Below are 1,039 nucleotides of genomic sequence, written 5' to 3' on the forward strand. Positions count from 1 at the left end.
TTTGTAACCAATCTTTATCATATTCAAAAGAAAATATTTCTTTCCCTCTCAGGCGATTGGAATGCAAGATGCCCATTAACATGGGTTCTTTCATTTCCTTCCAATCTGCAAATACATAAATATCTCTGTGATTGTCCTTAGCCATAAATTACTTTTTAGGTGCCCTTTCTTTTGTTATGATCTCTGCATCCTGCAGTTTTCTACCCAACTCATCATCTCGTGCAATCGAAAGAAAATCTTTTTCCAAGCCCAATACCTGCAAAACCAACAGATAGGAACCAATACTAACCGTGGGAGCTCCTTTCTCAATGGCAAAGAGTGTGGGTCTGCTGATACCGGCTCTTTCTGCCACCTGTTCCGTGCTCAGCTTACGCCTCAGTCGTGCCAGCTTAATATTTGCTCCCAAGTCATTAAGTATCCTTTTTGTTTTGGGTAATATTACAATCTTCTTTTTAGCCATAGAGTAAAATATATTTTACAAATATAGCATTTTTAGTCAATCTTATTTTACTATATCACTAAAACCTCCTTTTCCTGTGTTTCTTCCTTTTTTGATCATTCTTAAGTTTATTTTTTGGATCAACTTCTCTTTTACCTATTTCATTCAGCAACTCCCAAATAAATTGATTTTTCACTCTTGCAAAATAGTTTCTTTTAGAAACATAAAACTCCGATGAATTTTGATGTAATACCTTCTCCTCTGCCTTATCCAGTAAAAAGTTTAAATGAGCTTTTACCGCTTTCTCAATAACTGATGCCTGATCTTTACTCGGATTTATATTTTTTTCTTCAAAGCTGTTAATCTGATGGAGATCTAATTCGTTTACTGCCATTTTAAGCTCGCTTATAGTGAATTTATTACTACCAATCGTTTTTATGATTTGATTCAAATTTTCAGCATTATTCGATAAAAAAATGTGCTGTCCACAATCTTTTAAGAGGCTGTAAAAATCATCAGACGTCAATACAAAATCCTTCAATCTGGATCGATATTTTTTAAGCAGATATTGCGAATCAATTACAGCCTTATCTTTCATTG

General features: G+C 34.1%; 2 protein-coding genes. Both read right to left on the reverse strand.

The annotated features are described in order from the left end of the window. Positions 1 to 148 precede the first annotated feature (148 nt). Positions 149 to 460 carry a helix-turn-helix domain-containing protein gene (locus KEM10_RS23765; protein ID WP_212220872.1) on the reverse strand — a complete coding sequence of 104 codons (312 nt, stop codon included), beginning with the start codon at positions 458 to 460 and terminating at the stop codon, positions 149 to 151. Positions 461 to 518: 58 nt separating this feature from the next. Further along, the coding region (locus KEM10_RS23770) for a hypothetical protein (protein ID WP_212220875.1) at positions 519 to 1,039 on the reverse strand (521 nt) is incomplete at its 5' end.

This window comes from Carboxylicivirga linearis, from assembly GCF_018271995.1.
GTDB classification, from domain to species: Bacteria; Bacteroidota; Bacteroidia; order Bacteroidales; family Marinilabiliaceae; genus Carboxylicivirga; species Carboxylicivirga linearis.